Origin of the sequence: Collinsella sp. TF10-11AT, from assembly GCF_003437565.1 — a bacterium.
Lineage (GTDB): Bacteria > Actinomycetota > Coriobacteriia > Coriobacteriales > Coriobacteriaceae > Collinsella.
In genome coordinates, this window is the sequence record NZ_QSQW01000001.1 from 156386 (window position 1) to 175234 (window position 18849).

The 18849-nt window shown below is 58.9% G+C and carries 16 protein-coding genes; all 16 read right to left on the bottom strand.

All coding sequences use genetic code 11. The features are described 5' to 3' along the window. Positions 1-42: 42 nt before the first annotated feature. Complete coding sequence (locus tag DXC99_RS10245) at positions 43-222, bottom strand: hypothetical protein (protein WP_118270446.1); 180 nt, start codon at positions 220-222, stop codon at positions 43-45. After that, the gene (gene ligA / locus DXC99_RS00735; RefSeq protein WP_117628958.1) at positions 222-2450 is read right to left on the bottom strand and encodes an NAD-dependent DNA ligase LigA; all 2229 of its coding nucleotides are present in this window, start codon (positions 2448-2450) and stop codon (positions 222-224) included. The genes DXC99_RS10245 and ligA overlap by 1 nt, the downstream gene beginning before the upstream one ends. Positions 2451-2699: 249 nt before the next feature. Continuing rightward, on the bottom strand, positions 2700-4163 hold the full coding sequence (locus DXC99_RS00740; RefSeq protein ID WP_117628959.1) for a S1C family serine protease: 1464 nt from the start codon (positions 4161-4163) through the stop codon (positions 2700-2702). A gap of 172 nt (positions 4164-4335) precedes the next feature. After that, positions 4336-4920 carry a hypothetical protein gene (locus tag DXC99_RS00745; protein ID WP_117628960.1) on the bottom strand — a complete coding sequence of 195 codons (585 nt, stop codon included), beginning with the start codon at positions 4918-4920 and terminating at the stop codon, positions 4336-4338. 3 nt (positions 4921-4923) lie between these two features. Beyond that, a complete protein-coding gene (locus tag DXC99_RS10250; RefSeq protein WP_117648531.1) occupies positions 4924-5280 on the bottom strand; it encodes a hypothetical protein in 357 nt (118 codons plus the stop codon). Positions 5281-5288: 8 nt separating this feature from the next. Beyond that, positions 5289-6416: a hypothetical protein gene (locus DXC99_RS00750; RefSeq protein WP_117583360.1), complete on the bottom strand. Its 1128-nt coding sequence runs from the start codon at positions 6414-6416 to the stop codon at positions 5289-5291. 184 nt (positions 6417-6600) lie between these two features. Continuing rightward, entirely contained in the window at positions 6601-7263 is a 663-nt protein-coding gene (locus DXC99_RS00755; RefSeq protein WP_117583361.1) for a response regulator transcription factor, read from the bottom strand. Positions 7264-7313: 50 nt separating this feature from the next. Then, positions 7314-8651, bottom strand: a complete 1338-nt coding sequence (locus tag DXC99_RS00760; protein ID WP_117583362.1) for a glutamine synthetase family protein — start codon at positions 8649-8651, stop codon at positions 7314-7316. Positions 8652-8784: 133 nt separating this feature from the next. Beyond that, a complete protein-coding gene (locus DXC99_RS00765; protein ID WP_117628961.1) occupies positions 8785-9156 on the bottom strand; it encodes a DUF86 domain-containing protein in 372 nt (123 codons plus the stop codon). Next, a complete protein-coding gene (locus tag DXC99_RS00770) occupies positions 9143-9637 on the bottom strand; it encodes a type II toxin-antitoxin system RelB/DinJ family antitoxin (RefSeq protein WP_117583364.1) in 495 nt (164 codons plus the stop codon). Before DXC99_RS00770 ends, DXC99_RS00765 begins: the two co-directional genes overlap by 14 nt. Before the next feature lie 42 nt (positions 9638-9679). Continuing rightward, the gene (locus DXC99_RS00775; RefSeq protein WP_158549297.1) at positions 9680-10702 is read right to left on the bottom strand and encodes a LacI family DNA-binding transcriptional regulator; all 1023 of its coding nucleotides are present in this window, start codon (positions 10700-10702) and stop codon (positions 9680-9682) included. A 124-nt stretch (positions 10703-10826) separates the two neighbouring features. Beyond that, entirely contained in the window at positions 10827-11519 is a 693-nt protein-coding gene (locus DXC99_RS00780) for a GntR family transcriptional regulator (RefSeq protein ID WP_117583366.1), read from the bottom strand. Positions 11520-12060: 541 nt separating this feature from the next. Next, positions 12061-13314, bottom strand: coding sequence for an ATP-binding protein (locus DXC99_RS00785; RefSeq protein ID WP_117583367.1), 1254 nt, complete (start codon positions 13312-13314; stop codon positions 12061-12063). Between the two features lie 663 nt (positions 13315-13977). Then, positions 13978-15927, bottom strand: coding sequence for an NAD(P)/FAD-dependent oxidoreductase (locus tag DXC99_RS00790; RefSeq protein WP_117583368.1), 1950 nt, complete (start codon positions 15925-15927; stop codon positions 13978-13980). Positions 15928-16175: 248 nt separating this feature from the next. Continuing rightward, entirely contained in the window at positions 16176-16766 is a 591-nt protein-coding gene (gene kdpC / locus DXC99_RS00795; RefSeq protein WP_117583369.1) for a potassium-transporting ATPase subunit KdpC, read from the bottom strand. 12 nt (positions 16767-16778) lie between these two features. After that, positions 16779-18839 carry a potassium-transporting ATPase subunit KdpB gene (kdpB, locus tag DXC99_RS00800; RefSeq protein ID WP_117583370.1) on the bottom strand — a complete coding sequence of 687 codons (2061 nt, stop codon included), beginning with the start codon at positions 18837-18839 and terminating at the stop codon, positions 16779-16781. Positions 18840-18849 lie beyond the last annotated feature (10 nt).

Sequence of the window (18849 nt, forward strand, 5' to 3'; positions counted from 1 at the left end):
GACCCAGCAACCTACGTGACGCAGATCACGGTGCCGGTCTCTCTAGGCTAGACCGAGCCTCGCCTCTAACTCGGTCAACGCCTCAAAGGCATCGCGAGATGCACCCGCCGCGCGCTCGCGCTCGGCAACGCAAATTCGCATCATTAAGCGCTCTTTTGCCTGCACTTGGGAATGCCTCGCGCGCCCTTCCGCCTGCGAGCAATTGCGATTCTCGATATCCATTACGCCTCCGGCACCTCACCAGTCGCCAGGATCTGCTCGAGTGCGTCCTCATCCAGTACGGGTACACCCAGCTGCTCGGCCTTGGTAAGCTTGGAGCCCGCTTTGGGGCCGGCGACCAGATAGCTCGTCTTCTTTGACACGCTGCCCGAAACCTTGGCGCCGAGCACCTTGAGCGCCGCGCCCGCCTCGTCGCGCGTGCGGTTGACGAGCGTGCCGGTGAGCACGAAGGTCAGACCCGCAAGCGGCTGTGCGTCGGCGAGCTCGCCCGCCACGCCAGCTTCGGCCGCGGCTTGCGCATGAGCGGCGCCCAAGTCGACCTCGAGCGAAAGGCCCGCTTGGCGCAGACGTTCCAGCACGGCAAGGTTCTCGGGCACGGCCAGGAACTGCTTGACGCTCGCCGCAATCTTGGGACCGATACCCTCACACTCGGCGATGTCCCCTTCGCTCGCCAAGATGAGCTTGTCGATCGACAGGAATCGCTCGGCGATGACCTCGCCCACGCTCTTGCCCACATGGCGGATGCCCAGGGCAAACAGCACGCGACCGAGCGGCTGGCTCTTGGACTTATTGAGCTCGGCGATGATTTTCTCGGCCGTCTTGAGACCCACCGGGATGGGGTCGCCCTTCTTGACGCCCTTTTTGCTGTTGGAGCTGGCATAGGTGCGTCCCGTGTCCAGGCCTGCGATGTCGTCGACCGTGAGCTGGTAGAAGTCTGCGACATCGTGGATCAGGCCGGCGGCGATCATCTTGTCGACGATCTCGTCGCCCAGGCCGTCGACGTCCATGCAGCCGCGGCTCACCCAATGGAGCAGACGCTCCTTGAGCTGTGCGGGGCAGTCGATCGATACGCAGCGGTAGGCCACCTCGCCATCCTCGTGGACCACGGGGCTGCCGCACACGGGACAGACCTCGGGCATCTGCCAGTCAACGCTGTCGGCCGGGCGCTTGTCGAGCACGGGGCCCACGACCTCAGGGATTACGTCGCCCGCCTTGTGCACGATGATGGTGTCACCCTCGCGCACGTTTTTGCGGCGGATCTCGTCGATGTTGTGCAGCGTGGCGCGCGCGATAGTGGAGCCGGCGACCGTCACCGGGTCGAACTCGGCGACCGGCGTGAGCACACCGGTGCGGCCCACCTGGATGCGAATCTCGCGCAGGACGGTCTGCTTTTCCTCGGGCGGGAACTTAAAGGCGATGGCCCAGCGCGGTGCGCGAGCGGTAAAGCCCAGGTCGAGCTGCTGCTGGAAGCTGTCGACCTTTACGACCACGCCGTCGATGTCGTAGTCCAAGTCGCCGCGATGCTCGAGGGCCTGGGCGCAGAACTCGTGGACCTCGGCCGGCGTGGCGCAGCGGGCCACGTTGGGGTTGACGCTAAAACCGGCGCTGCGCAGCCAGTCGAGAAATTCGCGCTGGCTGTGGACGTGCAGCGGATCGGTATCGGCGATGGCGTAGATAAAGGTGGCCAAGTCGCGACGCACCGTGACCTTGGGGTCTTTTTGGCGCAGGGATCCTGCAGCGGCGTTGCGCGGGTTGGCAAAGGGGTCACGGCCCTCGGCATCGGCCTCTTCATTCAGACGAACAAAGCTGCCTTTGGGCATATAGACCTCGCCGCGTACTTCGATGGTACGCTCGCGGTCGGCGCCCATATGAGCAAGCGCCGGCTCGGACAGGTGCATGGGCACATCCTTGATGGTACGCACGTTGAGCGACACGTCCTCGCCCGTTGTGCCGTCACCGCGCGTGGCGGCGCGCACAAAGGTGCCGTTTTGGTAGGTAAGCGCCACGCCCAGACCGTCGATCTTAAGCTCGCAGGTATAGGTAACGCTACCGGCACCGAGCGCATCCTCGGTGCGCTGGAGCCACGCGTCGAGTTCGTCCAGATCCATGGCATCGTCCATGGAATACATGCGCGCCATATGCGTGACCGGCGTAAACTGCTCGCTCACGTAGCCGCCCACGCGCTGGGTATAACTGTCGGGCGTCACCAGGTCGGGGTAGGTGGCCTCGATTTCCTGCAGCTCAACGAGCATTTTGTCAAAGGCGGCGTCCGTGATCTCGGGCGCATCAAGCATGTAGTAACGGTAGGCGTGGTAATCGAGCTCGTGGCGCAGCTCGGCCGCGCGCGCTGCCGCCTGGGCACGGGCATCGGTCGGTGCGGTGGCTTCCGCGGTCGTGGGCGTTTCGGTATCGATGTCCACGCCGTCACCAAACAGGCTCGATTGCTCCATAGCGGCACTCCTTCGCTCGATTTCAAACGGATACTAGAGTACCACCGGTCGCAATGAGGCCGAATAGCGGTCTCGAACCGCACCGAATCGGCAGCCGCCAGACTGGGGTGGATCGCGCGATCAAACCATGCCCCTGTCAGTTCCAAATGATCCGTTTTCCTCCGTCCCCAACGGATCAATAAGAAAAAAGGGCTGTCCCACGTTGATGGGACAGCCCCCCCCTGGCCTCGATATGTGCGAAACGGCTCGCTAGTAACCCTGACCGTAGCCTTGACCCTGGCCCTGCTGGCCCAGCAGCTCCTCCAGGTACTGGCGCAGCTGTTCGTCGGTAATACCGCCGTTGCCGGTGTCGGTCGCGCTGTCGTCCTGCTGCTGGTTCTGCAGCTCCTCGTCGGAGCCCAGCTCGACGGTAACCTTCTTCTCTTCCTTGCCGCGCATGAGCGTGATCTCGACCTTCTCGCCCACCTCGTGGCTGCGCAGCGCGATGATCAGGCCATCGGCGCTCGAAATCTCATCGTCGCCCAGCTTGGTAATGACATCGCCCTCTTGGATGCCGGCCTTGGCGGCAGGACCGTCCTCGACGACGCTTGCCACGTACGCGCCGCTATCGGTGCTCAGCTTGTTAGTGCGAGCATTGAGCGCGTTGACGCTCGAAAGCGTGGCGCCCAGGTACGGATGAACCGGCGTCTTGCCGTCGATGATCTGGTCGGCAATGTTCTTGGCATAGTTAACGGGAATGGCAAAGCCCACGCCCGAGCTGGAGCCCGAGTAGCTCTCGATGAGCGAGTTGATACCCACCAGCTCACCGTTGTCGTTAACGAGCGCGCCGCCGGAGTTGCCCGGGTTGATGGCGGCATCGGTCTGGATCATGTTGGCATAGATGGTGTTACCGTTGGTAGAGCTCATGGCCGTGGAGCGATACAGCGCCGACACGATACCCGTGGAGACAGACTGCTCGTTGCCGAACGGCGAGCCGATCGCCATGACCCACTCGCCCACGTTGAGCTTGGAAGAGTCGCCGATCTCGATCGGCGTGAGCTTAGAGGCGTCAGCATCCTTGAGCTTGATGACGGCTAGGTCGCTCGAAGCATCGTTGCCCACGAACTCGGCCTCGTAGGTGGTGCCGTCGTCCATGGTCACCACGTACTGGTCATAGCCATCGACCACGTGGTTGTTGGTGAGGATGTGGCCCTCGGTATCGAGCACAACGCCCGAACCGACGCTGCCCGAGCCGTCCGACTCGTCGGCAGACTGCGAAAGCGAGCCATTCTGGCCGCCGCTCGAAGTGGCGGTAATGGAAACCACGGAGGGCAGCGCCTTGGCAGAGACGGCCTCGGCCAGCGTGGTGTCCTCGGAGTCGATCGTAATCTTTTGCGTCGATGAACCCGAAGCACCCGCCGTCACGGCATTCTTTCCGCTGCCAATGTTGAGCGTGCCACTCATAATGAGCGCAATGACCAGCAGGGCGCCGCATGCACAGCCGGCGAGCGCCGTAATAAAGATCGGCAGCTTTTTGGTCTTAGTCTTGACCACGGTGTGCTTGTTTACAACCTGCTGGCTGCCCAGCGGCTTTCCGGTCTGCGTGTCGTAGGCCTGCACGTAAGGAATGTTACTGCCATCGGCAGGCGTCGACTCCACCTGCACGCGCGGCTGCTGCTGGGTCTCGCCGGCGTTGCCCGCATCCTGGGGACGCTGGGAATCGTACTCGCTCATAGCTGCGATCCTTTCGTCAAATAACCAAAGGCCCGCCAAACATGTGGCGGGCCATCATTGTTCACGTTGAGTTGTACCCCAAGCTGGGCAGTCCCGAGCACTAGATGCCAAGATTTCAGCTTTGCTTAAGTAATGACATGCTTATAGGCCAATTCGTTTTATGCCGTCATGTCTATTCGATATAACAGTCGATAGCAAAGCTATATGTTGAATCGTTAATGAAGTCCGTAATCGTCGCGCCCATGCCTGATCCGCACGTCCACTTATCCTTCTCCGCGTCGTATGGCGTTGGCCCCCACCCCGTTTCATATGATGCTTCGCCTTCTGCGAAGTAGTTCATCACATATTTATCTTTCTGCATGAGCGCATACCAAGCGTTTGCATACATCACAAGCGGATCGATTTGGACTATCGAGTACTTTCCGGAACGAATCTCAATTTCTGTTTTATCGTTATAATAAGCGACTGTGAGCTCAATCTTGGCAAGCAGCGGCAACGTTTCATCTGATTCCCTCTGGATTGTTATGACATCACCGGCCATAGCGTCGGCAGACACAGTTTTGCTCTCTGGCGTGAAAATAGTCTCTCTGCTTCTTGTTCGCGTTTTTTCATTGCCATTTTCATCTCTGACCACCGTGTCGACCACGAGCGTCAATCGCTTCTGAGCGTCCGGCAACTCCACGGCTTCTGCCATCCCGGCTCGCATCAAAATAGGAGCCCCCGCCATCAGACCTAAGAACTGCTTTCTATCAATCATTCTTCATTCCCCTTGTCTACTTGATTTGACTTTCTCAGCTGAATGGGGATACAGAACAGTCCCGTCAAGTTCCTTATCTTCCACAAAAACTAGAATCCATTTATCACCTGCTTTCAACCCTGAGACATATCCGGAACTTGACTTACGGCGCATATCGATTCTCTTACGGCAACCACTTGGCATAAGCGCCTCAAATTGCCCGTTATGAACATCCGATAGAGCGCGCACCTCGACTGCAACAACCGTGTCGTTTTCTCCCCCATTAGTCGCCCTTAACAGAAAGAAGCTCGCTGCGGTGAGCAAAGCAAAGGAAAGCACCAATAGGAGCATTGCCCTTCGAATGAACTTGTCGCCGTTCACGAGTACAATCAACCCTTGCAATATGTGCCATCGTGAGACGTGTAAATTGATACGTCATATGGAAGAAACTGTAGCTGGTTTGTCCATCCATTCCAAACAACAAGCAGGTACTTCTTGGCATTCGAGTATGTGTTATGCATTGCCACGTAGCCCACAACTGCCATTGCGTGCCCGCTGCCATTTGACCGGAGCCTTCCAGAGAAAATACTCAGATTCCCCGAGTCGGTATTCACCCTAAAGGAATCCCATGACGGATACCAAACGAATGACGTCTCAAGCTCCTTGCCTCGTCTTGCACAAAACTCCTTTAAGGCCGGAGCGGGTTTATCAGGAGAAGTCTTGCCTTGAGTAAAGTACAGACCAGTCGCTTGATCATATTTCTTTTCTTCTTCTTCCCATGTCCCCGACAGCCTCCAAAGCTCCGAGTATAAATCGGACAATTTAAGGCGGTTCAAAGTCACATAGTGACTGCTAACTGCAAACATTGCCGAAACAGCGCAAGCATAAGTCCCCGTTTCTTTGATAACTTCTGTTTGCGTTGGCGTTATTATTCCCGAAACCGTTTTGCTCGCATCAACAACATATCCCTGTTTATACAAATCCTTGGCAGATACAAAAACGTCATCGAAATGTTCCGGCGATCCGCTGCGATTGCCTCCCGAGGACAATTTATTTGGTACTTTTTTTCCACTTGCGTCTAAAACAATGTTTTTATCTAAGTCGGCAACGCCAACAGTTAGCTCGTCAATCTTTAACGCAACGACGTTATCCGAGGATGCGAGGAGTGCAATTTCTTCGCTTGCACTCTCGATAGGTAAAAGAGCGTTCGGAGCCAAGCAGTATTCGCTGATCCACCAAGATCGCTCTGAATCAAATACGACGTAGCCATAGTTAACGTCATCCCGCTTCGCACGAACGATATACCCGATTGATTCCCCATCGGAATTCACCATTTTTACTGGGTCACAAGCGGTCACCGGCTCATCCGATACATCATCAAAGAAAGCCTGCGCTTGCTCCACAGCTATTTGCGGTGTGACACGGACCAAGTCGTCGTCTCCAAAAACCAACCTTGGAGACATCAGGGCGGCAAGCAACACTATGAATCCGACAATCACCTTTCTCGAATAACGCATTTCTTCCTCCATCCGTGTAGTAGGGAGATACGGTAACTAAATGATATTCTCTAGATAGTGTTATACGTTTGATATTGTTTTTACTGACACACTTTTAATCGGTGAAAGGTCTTCTTTTCGCCCTAAACGAGAAAAGGGTACTGGAGAAATCTCCGGTACCCTCACATTGCCCTCTATTTACTTGCTAGTCCTTAAACAGATAGCCCACGCCGCGGACGGTGGTGATGTGCGCCGCGATCTGCGGGCCCACCTTGGAGCGGATGCGTCGGATATGCACGTCGACGGTGCGCGTACCGCCGCAGTACTCAAAGCCCCACACGCGGTGCAGCAGTACCTCGCGGCTGTAGGCGCGGTTGGGATGCGTCGCCAAAAAACTCAGCAGCGAGTACTCCATCAGCGTCAGGTCAATGGGCTCGCTATCGAGTGTCACCTGGTAGGTGGCCAGGTTGATCTCAAGGTTATCGATGTTGAGCACATCATCGGAGGCGACGGGCTCCTCCTCGCCCATCAGACGCTGTGCACGAGCCTTGAGCTCGTTGGGCGTCGCCGTGGGACATACAAAGTCGGCATGCGCATGATTCGGCAGGCGCAGGGTGCCGAGCGCCTCGTCGTCGACGATCACCAGCATGGGAACACCGCCGCGATCGTCGAGCCACTTGGCAATCTGATCGATGCGGTCGCTGCGGATGCCATCGGAATCGAGGATCAGCAGGTCAAAGTCGTGCGCCGCAGTTGGCGAATCGGGGGTGGCCAGACTCACCTCGACACCCAGGGTGGTCGTCAAGCTGCGGGCAAACTCGTGGAAGCGCGTCGTGCGCGCCATGAACAGGGCACTCTTTTCGGACATATCGGCCTCCAAAGAAATGAGCTCAATCGTACTGGGACAAGCCAGCGCGATTAGGAGTTCGCCAGGTAGTGCTTGATCTCCCATTCGGTGATCGTGGACTCAAACTTATGCCACTCGTCGCGCTTCTTTTTGAGGAAGAAGCTATGGATGTGCTCGCCGAGGGCATCCTTCATAAACTGCGAGTCCTCAAACACGTCGAGCGCCTCTTTGAGCGAGCGCGGCAGCGGCGCGTAACCGGCCTCGAGCATCTGACGGCCGGTGAGCTTGAGCGTCTCGGCCGTTGCCTCGGGCGGGAGCTCCAGCTTGCGCTCGATGCCGTCGAGACCAGCCGCCAGCGTGACGGCGTTGACCAGATACGGGTTAGCCATGGGATCGGGGCTGCGAAGCTCAATGCGTGTGGAAAGCTGCTTGCCGGGCTTGTAGACCGGGATGCGGATCATGCTTGCGCGGTTGCGCAGGCCCCACGTGGCGTACTGCGGCACGGAGTCGCCGCCCGTGGTGATGCGCTTGTACGAATTGACCGTGGGGTTGGTGATGGCGCTAATCTCGCGCGCGTGCGCCAAGATACCGGCCATATAGTGCTTGGCGACGTCGGAGAGATGGTACTTCTCGTCGCCCTCGCCCCAAAAGACGTTGTTGCCGTCATGGTCGAACAGCGACTGATGCAAAAACATGGCGCTGCCGTCCTCGCCCGCCAGCGGCTTGGGCATAAAGGAGGCGTGGCAGCCGCTCTCGTAAGCCTGCTGCTTAATGATGAGCTTGGCCGTGGTAATGGCGTCGGACATGCTCAGGGCCTCGGCGTGGCGCAGGCTCATGCCGTGCTGTGAGCGACCGGCGGCGTGGAAGGTGTACTCCACGGGCACGGACATCTTCTCGAGCGTGAGGACCGTGTTACGACGCAGGTCGCGAGCGGCATCGCTCACCGAAAGATCGAAGTAGCCCACGTTGTCGAGCGGCTCGGGCGTGTGCTCGTCGGGGAAGTAGTAATACTCCAGCTCAGCGCCCACGTTGAGCAGATAGCCAGCCTTCTCGGCCTTGCGGAACATGCGGCGCAGGGCATCGCGCGGGTCGCCGGCAAACGGCTTGCGATCGGGAGTGCACACGTCGCAGAACACGCGGGCGACGCCGTTGTGGCTCGGGCGCCACGGCAGAATCTGGAAGGTCGAGGCATCGGGGAACGCCAGCATATCGGCTTCCTCGGGCGTGGCAAAGCCCTCGATGGCCGAGCCGTCAAAGCCAATGCCCTCCTCAAATGCGACCTCGAGGTCCTCGGGGCTAATAGCAAAGTTTTTGAGGCGGCCGAGAATGTCGACAAACCACAGACGCACAAAGCGGATATCACGCTGCTCTACGGAGCGGAGTACGTAATCGATGTTCTGCTGGTTCATGTCGCTCCCCTTTCTTTCGGGCGGGTTTCGACTGGTCTATATCGCAGATACTATCGCAGAAAAATGTTTCCGCAGGGTTAAAGCGTATCAAGCGCTCAAAAAACGTGTGTGAACAGGCTGGTATGACAAGTGATTATCGCTCGGATTCGGAAACAATTTGCCTACACGCTCGTTCCAGCGCCGGAAACTCCATCGTCACCGCATCCCAAACAACCGATCGGTCGACATTGCCGTAATCATGCGCGAGGTAATTTCTCATGCCGATAATTCCACGCCACTCAATTTCGGGATGAAGCCGCTGCGAGCGTTCCGACAACTTGCCCGCTTCTTCCGTCACCCTAAGCGCGCACATCAAAAGGGAGTCCGCCAACGCCCTCGTCCGCACGTCATTCGCATGCAGAAACTGGTCCTCGGTGATATCAAAAGCCTTGATGCGCTCGTTCGTTTCAGCGATGGCCTCCAAGACCTCTTGGGCGCGGAGGCCGTCTGACTTACGCGCGATCATAAAGGATCACTCCTTCGCGCTCGATTACCGCGGCAAGATCGTCATCAAGATAATCGCTCGAGACAAGGTCCACCTGCCTTCCGGTTTCCTTGCGCACTGCCTCGCCAAACGCCGACAACGCAAAAAGACCAAAGCCCTGCTCGCGATCGACTTCGAGGCGCAAGTCGATATCACTATCTGCACGCGCCTCGCCACGGGCATACGATCCAAATAGGATCACGGTTTTGATGGCGGGAATCGGGCTGGCTGCCTCGCGGACGGCGGACTCAATCTGAGCGGTATCCAAAATGCCCGCTGCGGCGCTTTCGCTCGCAGAGCTTTTACCGAGTGAAGGCACAAACGGCAGCGAGCGCTCGCGCAACATCTGCCTCATGAACATATTGACCGCAACGGACGAAGTCATGCCGAGTTCTTCGCACAGCTCGGCAAATGAATCTTTAATTGACGAGTCCACTCGAACACTCAGCACAGACGCAGCCATGGATACCTCCTGTATGACATTGTCTATATAATATCACACAGACTAGCGCGAGGTCGAAGCGCGGTGTTCGATGTGACCGGGGATCTCGATGCGCTTGGGGGCGAGCTTTGCGGCGTCGCCCACCGTAGTGGTAACGACGTCGATGCGCTCGGACAGACGCTCGATTACGCGCTCGGCGATGGTGTGGGTGTCTTGCGCGGCCGTGGTCACACCGCCAAAGAGCACGTGGTTCCAGGGGTAATCGTCAAACGTTGCGATCTTAAGGCCCGCCGGCAGCGAGGGACCCAGCTGCGCCAGTGCCTCGGTCAGGCGCAGGAAGACCAGGCCGTTGACGGCAATGAGGCCGAGCTTTTTACCCGCATAGCCGCGGATGGTCTCGTCCAGGCGACTGACACCCTCGGCACCACCGTCCGCCAAGGTGACGACCTCGCCGGCCAGGCCGCGGCGCGAGAGCTCGTCGGCAAACGCCTCAGCGCGCTCACGACGCACGGGGCTGTCATCGCTTGCCTCGGTAAGCAGGCACAGACGCTCGCTGCCCGCAGCAGCCAAGGCGTCTACCAGGCCGGCGACCAGCTCACGGTTGTTAGATGTCACCAGATCGATGCCGCCATCGGCAACATCGCGGTCGAGCAGCACAACGGGTAGGCGTCCCGCTGCCGCGGCGATCGCCTCGTCATTGCCTCCGCAGGTGTTGACGACCAGGCCGTCCACGCCGGCATCGATAAGTCTGGTGAGCGACTCCGCTTCCTTGGCGGGGTCGTTGCCGCTAATGGCCGTCATGAGCGAGCAGCCGCGCGCGGCGGCGCTGGCGGAAAGCCCTTCGAGCATGGCGCTGGAGAACGGGTTGGCGATGTCGGCCAAGATTACGCCGATGAGGTTGGCGCGCGAGCTGCGCAGATTGCGTGCGGCGGCACGTGGGCGATAGCCGGTGCGCTCGATAACCGCCGCGATGCGGGCGCGGGTCTCCTCGGTCATCTGCCCGGGGCGGTTATTGAGATAGCGCGAGACCGTGGCCGGGCTCACGCCCGCCTCGGCGGCAATGTCCTTAATCCTCATCTGCGCCATAGCGCACCCCGTTTCCCAATTGTCAGCAATCTGAGCCATTTTAGGCATTTTTTAAAAATCTCGGTTGCAAAACGCTGTAGGTGAGCAGCATCGTTTTTGTGTCTCGAGCAGATGCGGCGATGGGCTAGATTGACGAGTCTTTCGACAGCTCAAAGTAGTCGGGATGCAAGGCGATAACCGGGCCCTGTTCCTCGGGCATCAGATGCAGGTGCGTCTCTGCCAGGTAGCTCGCCGCGTCGGTATCGCCCTTCTTAATGGCCTCGAGAATTCGGCGATGCTGCCGACGAATCGGCTCCCAATCCAGATCCTGCGACACCATACGCAACCAGTTGTATCGCTCAAAATGTGTGTTGACGCTCTTCATCCAATCCCACAACATGTGGCGGCCGGCAATCTCAAAACACGTCTCATGGAACAGGTTGTCCAGATCGAAAAAGCGACGCGTTTCGCTATGGTCGAGCGACTCGGACTCGGCAAGAATCCGCTCGAGCCGCTGCTTTTGCTCGGGCGTGACGGCAGAGCAGCATTTAATGAGCACGCTTCTCTCGAGTTTCTCGCGCAAGAAACAGGCGTTCTCGGCGCGCTCCATGCTGATTTTTGAGACATAGGTGCCGCTTTTGGGACGCGTTTCCACCAGCTCCTGCTCACGCAAGCGCACAAAAGACTCGCGAATGGGCGTGCGCCCGATTCCCGTCTCCTTTTCCAGACCAATCGCCGAAAGGCGCGTGCCGGGCTTGAGCTCGGCATAGATGATCTTGGAGCGCAATGCGTTGTATGCCTGATCTTGCAGGCTCTGATTATGCTGGTGTTGTTCCATAAAGCCCTCGGATGAAGCTCACGGTTTGTCGAATTTCACCACGTAATACTATCGCATCGACACGCCCCAGCTCCCAATCAGTCTTTTTGGGACGGGGCTCTTTTAGCTACCCTGGCCCGCAGATCGGCCCCCCTTGCCACAAAAGTGGCCCATCTATTACGTTAACACGGATAGCCTCGGCCATACCGAAAACCGTGAAAACAAAACCGCAGGTAGACAGCTTGTCGATTTTCGAAAAAACCGACTATGGTTGACCCCTGCGGCTTAAACGTAGTAGATAGGCCCTTTTCGTGGCGCAGCACTACTGCACCCCAAATTGGCACCCCGAGCCTGTTATAAGTTGCTGTGAAATACGGACGGTTGATAATCAAGGGTTGAAAATCAAGGCGCGCTATACGGCTTGCTATATCTCACTATACTTTGCTGTACGTCGCTGTACTTTGCTATAACTTGACAATAATCGGCCCATTACCATCCGGGATATAACGGACCCCAAGCCAACGCTGGCTTGGGGTCCGTCTTGTACCATGGCTCTTTTGGACTATGAGCGCTCGTATTTCGTGGCCCGCCCGGTTCCCTGCCTTACGATTGCATTCCGTTCAAGCAGAGATTCGAGTGCCGCCAACGTCCGCATGCGGCTCAGCCCCGTCTGTTTTTCAATCTCGCTTCGCGACATAATTCGCCCGCCCGACAAGGCCTTGAGAACCTGGACCTCTTCCTCGGACCCTTCAAAGGCATCGGTAACGGGCAATGTGACGGCCACCATGCCGCCGCGAACATCAAAAATTGGTTGATTGATCGAATCGCGATAGGCACGTCTAATGCGCGCAATTCCCGTACCAAATTTCTCGATGTAATCCAGCTTTAAGAAGGCCTCTGCAACGATGGGGTTTCTGAGCACGGATATCTGCCCATACAGGTATTGTTCCGTCGTCAAACCGGCGGGCAGCGATCCGGGGGAGGTCACAACGACGCGATCATCGTACAGGGCAATTTGAACGTTCGCTCGAACGTCCCACGTCCGATGCACTAAAGCGTTTGCAACAGCTTCGCGGAATGCCTCAAGAGGAATTCGATCGGTTTGGACGCGCTCCATCCCTTCGATACGCTCATAACGGTAGTAGCGTGCAAACATAGCCACCGCCCTGTCCGCCTGCTCAATTGCGGATACATTTGTCGCCGCCTCGCGATCCAAGATCACATCCTCGGTATCGCCAAAACGGACGCAGTCGATGCCTGGAAAATCATTCTTATCCGCTAAAATCGCCGCGGCATTGGTATAGCCATCCTTGCCGAGCAAGCGGAGCGTACGCAAGATATCCGACGTTAGCTCGGAAATGCCGAGGTGTTCAACACACTTATGCTCGAGCGTATGAAAGCTCAAGTCCTGGCGAGCCGACGTGAGCGCGTCGAACGTTACGTTGCTGCCTTCGAGCGTCAGCCTGCCATACTCAAACCGGTCGACCTCCACCGTTGCCGAATCGTTTCGCCTGTAGGCCTTTCCCTTGCTTCGATAGGGTTTGTCCTGTCCCTCATAAACCGTAAGGATTACGGTCCCGTGTTTCTCATCGGGCTCGAGCGTGTAACGGGGAGCGGGGTCCAAGCTGTCATTAATCATGTTCTCGATGCGGAGACACTCTGCGACCGGATCTGCAAGGCCGACAACCACGCCCTCGTCATCAACGCCAAACTCAATCTTGCCCGTCCCATAGTTTGCATAGGCGCTCACCGTTTTAAGAAACGTCGGCGTAACGCTTTCCTTGTATTCGACTGTAGGGCTCTCTCTAACAACCATATGCACAACCCCCTCGTTTCGTACCATTCATAACCGTATTATAAGACGAAAACCGTTTGCGTACTGATTTATATAAGACGCAAACTGTTTTCGTCTTGATTTGCGTACGGAATTAAGACGCATAATTTCGCTTTCGTATGGCTCAATACCGGACGCAGACTGTTTTCGTCTGTCAATACGTCTGAAATCCAAACGAAAAGAGCCCCGAGCTCGTATGAACTCGGGGCTCTTTGTGCCGCACATCTATGAGAGGAAAAATTCGATGCGTACGGGCGCTACCCCATGAAGCCGCCCTGGGATGGCGGCAACCTCGCCGTTACCCGTCTGATGGGTGTGCTCAAGGCATCCGTTCCCCTCTTTATCGACGTAACGGGCAAAAAAGTTCGTCGAGGAGACCATCCGCACGCACCACGGTGTGGCCGACGCCATTGAGACGCGCAACCCCACCGCCGCTCACGATGCGATGTATCTGCACCTGGTCTACAACCGCAATATGATTGCGGAAGGCACACAAACAAAAGGCATTTAAGGCTCGACAATAATCTTTCTTTGATAAAACGCAGGCAGCGAGCGCTTGCGTTTTATCAAATGGTGCAATGGGGTCAGGTTTACATGCATCAACTTAGCGCAAAGTAACCTGGCCCCCACGCAACAAAGGGTTAACTAGAGCTCACAGGCAACCTTGTAGCCATCGCCGATGGCGTCGCGAATGTTACCGCACTTGTTGGCATCGCCCAGCACGTGGGTGGCAACACCGGCTGCAGCCAGGTCGTCTGCCAGCTTGGTATTGGGACGATAGCCCATGGCAAGCACCAGCGTATCGGCACCGGTGATGGTGTGGACCTCGCCGTCCTTCTCGTAGCTGATAGCATCCTCGGTAATCTCGGTCACCTTGGCCTCAGTCAGCACGTGGACACCCTTGGAGAGCATGCGCGTGATGAGCACCGCGCGGCCGGCACCGCCCTCGTTGGCGGCGAGCGTCTTGGTCATCTCGATGACGGTGACATCGCGATTGGCCGGCGACAGGTCGTTGACCAACGGGGCCAGGTAATCGGCCGTCTCGCAGCCGACGGTGCCGCCGCCCACGATGACGATCTTCTTGCCCGGAAAAGCCTTGCCGCCCAACAGGTCGTCAGCCGTCATAACCTGCTTAAAGCCCTGCATGAAGGCCGGAGCGATGGGCTCGGCGCCATAAGCTAGGACGACCTCGTAGCCGGCGTAGTCACGCTGAATGTCCTCGGCAGTAAGCTCAGTGCCAAATACGCACGTGACGCCGGCCTCGGCCAGGCGACGGTACTGGTACTTGATCACACGAGTGAGCTCCTGCTTTGCCGGCGGAACGGCCGCGATGCGCATCTCGCCGCCCGGTTCGTCCTGCTTATCCACGAGCACCACGTTATGGCCGCGCTTGGCGGCAATGTAGGCCGCCTCCATGCCAGCGGGACCGGCGCCCACGACGAGCACGTTCTTGGCCTCGGCGGCAGGCTCGTAGCCGGCCTCGTCGCGCTCGACGTCCGGGTTGACGGTGCAGGAGATGCGCTTGCCAAACATGATGCCGTTCAGGCAGCGCAGGCAGCCGATGCAGGGACGGATCTCGTCGGCGTTGCCGGCAGCCGCCTTATTGCAGAACTCGGCATCGCACAGATTGGCGCGGCCCATCATGCAGATGTCGGCGGCGCCGTCCTCGATCAGCTCCTCGGCGATCCAGGCCTCGTTGATGCGGCCGACCGTGGCAACGGGAATGTTGACGTGCTTCTTAATCTCGCGCGAGCAGGCGGCATGCGAGGCCTGCTGCGTACCGGCGGCGGGAATTGCGGAGCCACGCTTGATGGTGGTGCCGCCCGACACATGAATCATGTCGACGCCGGCCTTCTCCAGGCGACGCGAGACGTAGATCATGTCGTTGAGGGTCAGGCCGCCATCGGTGTACTCGTCGCCCGAGATACGGACGTCGATAATGAAGTCCTTGCCGCAGCGCTCGCGAATCTCGGCGATGACCTCGAGCAGGAAGCGCATGCGGGCGTCGAGCGAGCCGCCGTACTCGTCGGTACGCTTGTTGTAGAGCGGAGTCAAAAAGCCGCCGAGCATACCGTGGGCGTGCGCCGCATGGACCTCGACGCCATCGACGCCGGCCTTCTGCATACGCACGGCAGCGTCGCCGAACTGATGCGTGAGCTCGTGGATCTCGTCAACCGTGATGGGACGCGGTGCCTCGCGGGCATAGGACGGGCCCACAAAGGACGGGGCGATCAGGCGCGGCGTGCCTGGAATGTTAAAGGCCATGTAGGCGGGGTGGAAGAGCTGCGGCATGATCTTGCAGCCGTACTCGTGGACGGCCGCGGCGAGCTTTTCCCAGCCGGGGATAAACGTGTCGTCGTAGCAGCACATGTCACCCGGCAGATAGGTATAGGTGGGCTCGACCGTCACGACCTCGGTGATGATGAGGCCCACGCCGCCCTTGGCGCGGGCGCGGTAATGATCGACCAAGTCGTCGGTCACATAGCCATGATCGGCCAGGTTGGTTGACACTGGCGGCATAAAGACGCGGTTCTTGACCTCGGTCGTACCGACCTTGATCGGGCTAAAGAGCATTGGATAGGCAGAAGACTCCATGCAGGCTTCCTTTCGTTTGAGCCGCTCGGCGGCAGTTACTAACGTACTTATCGTATCAGTATCCGCCGCATTCGCACTCGCTCGCACTCCCCACCTTCAATCCCGACCCTCACAAAAAAGTTGCGGTGGAATACGGAGTAGATGAGACTTTTGACAGCCAAAACAGTCCGTATTTCACCGCAACCGATGGGCGGGGTGGAATTGAGGGCTCAGATAGTCAGTCATGCCCTCATCCGCCACTCCCTCACTTACAGCGCGCCGTCCAGCATAAGGTTCACCTTGAGCACGTTAACCGTGGGCTCGCCGAACACGCCGAGGAAACGGCCCTTGGTGCACTGGGCGATGATCTCGCGCACCTCGTCTTCGCTCTTGCCCGTGGCCTTGGCAAGGCGCGGGACCTGGTACTCGGCGGCATCCGGAGAGATCTCCGGGTCGAGGCCGGACCCCGAACACGTCACCAGGTCGACGGGCACAGCGTCCATATCGGCATCGGAGTTGGCGGCGCGAATCTTCTTCACGCGCGCATCCACAAGCTGCCGATACTTCTCACTCGCCGGGGACAGGTTGGACGGGGCACCATACGCCATGAGCTCGCCGTCTTCGCCTTCGACAATTGACACGTTCTGGATACGACCCCACATGTGGGCTTCGTCATCGAAGTTCTGGCCGATGAGCTCGGAACCCACAACCTTGCCGTCGACCGTAATAAGCGATCCGTTCGCCTGGTACGGAAACGCAAGCTGCACGACGCCGGTCACCACGAGCGTGTATCCCAGGCCGCAGACGATGGTAAACAGCGCGAACACGCCAAGTGCGCGCGATGCGATACCTTTGAACATACAAACCTCCGTCTACATCATGCCAATGCCGAACAAGGCCAGCAGCATGTCGATAATCTTGATGAATACGAACGGCGCCACGATGCCGCCCAGACCCCACACCAGCAGGTTATGGGTCAACAGCTGGCCGGATGGAACCTCGCGGTACTTGACGCCCTTGAGAGCCGCCGGAATTAGCGCGACGATGACCAGCGCGTTGTAGATGATGGCGGACAGCACGGCCGTCAACGGGTTGGTGAGGCTCAGGATGTTGAGGGCGCCCAGTCCCGAATAGATCGGCGAGAACAGGGCCGGGATGATAGCGAAGTACTTCGCCACGTCGTTGGCCACCGAGAAGGTCGTGAGCGAGCCGCGGGTCATGAGCAGCTGCTTGCCAATACGCACGACCTCGATGAGCTTGGTGGGGCTGGAGTCGAGGTCGACCATGTTGCCGGCCTCCTTGGCAGCCTGGGTGCCCGTGTTCATGGCCACGGCGACGTCGGCCTGGGCCAGAGCGGGCGCGTCGTTGGTGCCGTCGCCGGTCATGGCGACCAGGTGACCCTCACGCTGGAACTCGCGGATCTTCTCGAGTTTGCCTTCAGGGGTGGCCTCGGCCAGGAAGTCGTCAACGCCGGCCTCGGCGGCGATTGCCGCGGCGGTGAGCGGATTGTCGCCCGTCACCATGATGGTCTTGATGCCCATCTTGCGCAGGTCGGCGAACTTCTCCTTAACGCCGGACTTGATGATGTCCTTGAGGTACACAACGCCCAGCACGCGGCAGTTCTTGGTCACGACCAGCGGGGTGCCGCCGGCCTTGGCGATGCGTTCGACGGCCTCTTCGCACTCCTGGGAGAACACGCCGCCGGCTGCCTCCAGATAGGTGCGCACGGAATCGGCAGCGCCCTTGCGGATCTCATTGCCCTCGTAGTTCACGCCGGACATACGCGTTGCCGCGGTGAACGGGATGAACTCCATGCCCTTATCCTCGAGCGTGCGGCCGCGCAGACCGAACTGCTCCTTGGCGAGCACGACGATGGAACGGCCCTCGGGGGTCTCGTCGGCCAGCGAGGAAAGCTGGGCGGCATCGGCCAGCTCCGCGGGATCGACGCCGTCGACCGGGATGAACTCGGCGGCTTGGCGGTTACCCAGGGTGATGGTGCCGGTCTTGTCGAGCATGAGGATGTCGACGTCGCCGGCGGCCTCGATGGCGCGGCCGGACATGGCCAGCACGTTGGCCTCGTTCAGACGGCTCATGCCGGCGATGCCGATGGCGGACAGAAGGGCGCCGATGGTAGTGGGAGCCAGGCACACGAGCAGCGCCACGAGCGTGGTCACGGCCGTGGGGTTGACCATGTCGTTAAGACCGACCGAGAAGCAGGAGTAACAATACAGGGCCAGCGTGACCAGAATAAAGACGATGGAAAGGGCCACCAGGAAGATCTCCAGAGCGATCTCGTTAGGGGTCTTCTTGCGCGCGGCACCCTCGACCATCGCGATCATCTTGTCCAGGAAGCTCTGGCCGGGCTCACTGGAGATCTTGACGATGATCCAGTCGGACAGCACCGTGGTACCGCCGGTAACGGCAGAGCGGTCGCCGCCGGCCTCGCGGACCACGGGGGCGGACTCGCCGGTGATGGCGGACTCGTCAACGGAGGCAGCGCCCTCGATGACGTCGCCGTCGCCGGGAATCTGCTCGCCGGCGCGTACGATCACCAGGTCGCCGCGCGTGAGCTCGGTGCCGGGAACGACGGTGAAGTGCTCCTTGTCCTCAACGGACTCGATGCGATGGGCCTCGACATCCTTCTTGGCCGCACGCAGAGAATCAGCCTGAGCCTTACCGCGGCCCTCGGCAAGCGCCTCGGCGAAGTTCGAGAACAGGTCGGTGAGCCACAGGATGACCGCGATGGCGACCACATAGTAGGTGGGCACACCCGCGTCCCGCACACCGAAGATGGAAGCGACGACCAGGACGGAGGTCATGACGGCTGAAAGCCACACCAGGAACATGACCGGGTTTTGAATCTGGACGCGAGGGTCCAGCTTGGCAAACGAGTCGCGGACCGCGCGGCCCATCATGTCTTTTTGCATAGTCATAAATCTGCGC

Excerpts from the sequence above, each read along its gene's own strand:
- DXC99_RS10245 (WP_118270446.1), bottom strand. The coding sequence starts at position 222 with ATGGATATCGAGAATCGCAATTGCTCGCAGGCGGAAGGGCGCGCGAGG.
- ligA (WP_117628958.1), bottom strand. The coding sequence starts at position 2,450 with ATGGAGCAATCGAGCCTGTTTGGTGACGGCGTGGACATCGATACCGAA.
- DXC99_RS00740 (WP_117628959.1), bottom strand. The coding sequence starts at position 4,163 with ATGAGCGAGTACGATTCCCAGCGTCCCCAGGATGCGGGCAACGCCGGC.
- DXC99_RS00745 (WP_117628960.1), bottom strand. The coding sequence starts at position 4,920 with ATGATTGATAGAAAGCAGTTCTTAGGTCTGATGGCGGGGGCTCCTATT.
- DXC99_RS00750 (WP_117583360.1), bottom strand. The coding sequence starts at position 6,416 with ATGCGTTATTCGAGAAAGGTGATTGTCGGATTCATAGTGTTGCTTGCC.
- DXC99_RS00755 (WP_117583361.1), bottom strand. The coding sequence starts at position 7,263 with ATGTCCGAAAAGAGTGCCCTGTTCATGGCGCGCACGACGCGCTTCCAC.
- DXC99_RS00760 (WP_117583362.1), bottom strand. The coding sequence starts at position 8,651 with ATGAACCAGCAGAACATCGATTACGTACTCCGCTCCGTAGAGCAGCGT.
- DXC99_RS00765 (WP_117628961.1), bottom strand. The coding sequence starts at position 9,156 with ATGATCGCGCGTAAGTCAGACGGCCTCCGCGCCCAAGAGGTCTTGGAG.
- DXC99_RS00770 (WP_117583364.1), bottom strand. The coding sequence starts at position 9,637 with ATGGCTGCGTCTGTGCTGAGTGTTCGAGTGGACTCGTCAATTAAAGAT.
- DXC99_RS00775 (WP_158549297.1), bottom strand. The coding sequence starts at position 10,702 with ATGGCGCAGATGAGGATTAAGGACATTGCCGCCGAGGCGGGCGTGAGC.
- DXC99_RS00780 (WP_117583366.1), bottom strand. The coding sequence starts at position 11,519 with ATGGAACAACACCAGCATAATCAGAGCCTGCAAGATCAGGCATACAAC.
- DXC99_RS00785 (WP_117583367.1), bottom strand. The coding sequence starts at position 13,314 with ATGGTTGTTAGAGAGAGCCCTACAGTCGAATACAAGGAAAGCGTTACG.
- DXC99_RS00790 (WP_117583368.1), bottom strand. The coding sequence starts at position 15,927 with ATGGAGTCTTCTGCCTATCCAATGCTCTTTAGCCCGATCAAGGTCGGT.
- kdpC (WP_117583369.1), bottom strand. The coding sequence starts at position 16,766 with ATGTTCAAAGGTATCGCATCGCGCGCACTTGGCGTGTTCGCGCTGTTT.
- kdpB (WP_117583370.1), bottom strand. The coding sequence starts at position 18,839 with ATGACTATGCAAAAAGACATGATGGGCCGCGCGGTCCGCGACTCGTTT.